At 66.9% G+C, this 1266-nt stretch carries 1 protein-coding gene and 1 pseudogene; one reads left to right on the top strand and one right to left on the bottom strand.

The genetic code is table 11. The features are described from left to right. A pseudogene (locus AACR77_RS09565) lies at positions 1-514 on the top strand (ABC transporter substrate-binding protein); the annotation flags it as partial. 87 nt (positions 515-601) lie between these two features. Here the strand turns inward: AACR77_RS09565 and aroC are convergent. Then, on the bottom strand, positions 602-1266 hold a 665-nt coding region (gene aroC / locus AACR77_RS09560), incomplete at its 5' end, for a chorismate synthase (RefSeq protein ID WP_042881040.1).

Raw genomic sequence — 1266 nt, 5'->3', positions numbered from 1 at the left:
GTTCGCCCGCTTCTCCGCCCCCTATCGGCGCGCCAGCTTCGTGCTGCTGAGCCAGCGCCCGCAGGCCGGGGAGCCCGAGGGCTGGCGAGAGATCACGGAGCTGGCAACCCTCTGCCAGGCCAAGGGGCTGCGCCTTGGCAAGCTGCGGGGCACCCGCCCCCTGCCGATGAGCGAGGAGTGCCCCGCCCTCGGGCTGGCGAGCGAATACAACAGCGATGACAGGCTGCTCACCCTCTTGCTGGCGCGCCGCCTCGACGGCGTCATCATGGAGTGGCAGTACGCCCGCTACCGGCTCGGCCAGCTCGGGGCGAGCGATGCCATCCAGTGCCAGGTGCTCTTGCACCAGCAGCCAGTGCGCCTGATGTTTGCCAAAGAGGCCGTGAGCGATGAGGCGCTCGCCCGCATCGATGCCGCCATCGCTGCCCTGCCCTCACCGGATCCCGCCTTTGCGCCGCCCCGCTGCCGCCTGGATGCAACCCGGACCCCATCGCTCTCGACGCCATCGGCCCCCTGAGGCAGGCGCCGGAAAAAATCCATGAAAAAGGCGACCCTGGGGTCGCCTTGTGGTGTCTGGTGATCACTCACCCTGCCCGCAGCATGATCAGCGCAGCTGCGGGGTCTGGGTGTGCACGCCCTGGTTCTGGGCGCGATGGCGCAGCAGGTGATCCATCAGCACCAGGGCCAGCATGGCCTCGGCGATGGGCACGGCACGGATGCCGACGCAGGGGTCGTGACGCCCCTTGGTGATCATCTCGGTGGCCTCACCACTGGTGGTGATGGTCTTGCCCGGCACCGTGATGCTGGAGGTGGGCTTGAGGGCCATGCTCACCACGATCTCCTGACCCGACGAGATGCCCCCCAGGATGCCCCCCGCATGATTGCTGGCAAAGCCGGTCGGAGTCATCTCGTCCCGGTGCTCGGAGCCTTTTTGCTCCACCACCGCGAAGCCGTCACCGATCTCCACCCCTTTCACCGCGTTGATGCCCATCATGGCGTGGGCGATGTCGGCGTCGAGGCGGTCGAACACCGGCTCCCCCAGGCCTACCGGCACGTTGCGCGCCACGACGCACACCTTGGCCCCCACGCTGTTGCCCTCTTTCTTGAGGGCACGCATGTATTCATCCAGCGCCTCCAGCTTGCCCGCATCGGGGAAGAAGAAGGGGTTCTGCTCGATCTGGCTCTCGTCGAACCCTTCCGCCTTGATGGGGCCGAGCTGGGAGAGAAAACCCACGATCTCGATGCCGTGCACCTGTTTCAGGTACTTCT

This window comes from Aeromonas sp. ZOR0002, from assembly GCF_963866995.1.
GTDB lineage: Bacteria > Pseudomonadota > Gammaproteobacteria > Enterobacterales > Aeromonadaceae > Aeromonas > Aeromonas caviae.
This window is presented reverse-complemented; position numbering and strand designations above follow the sequence as displayed.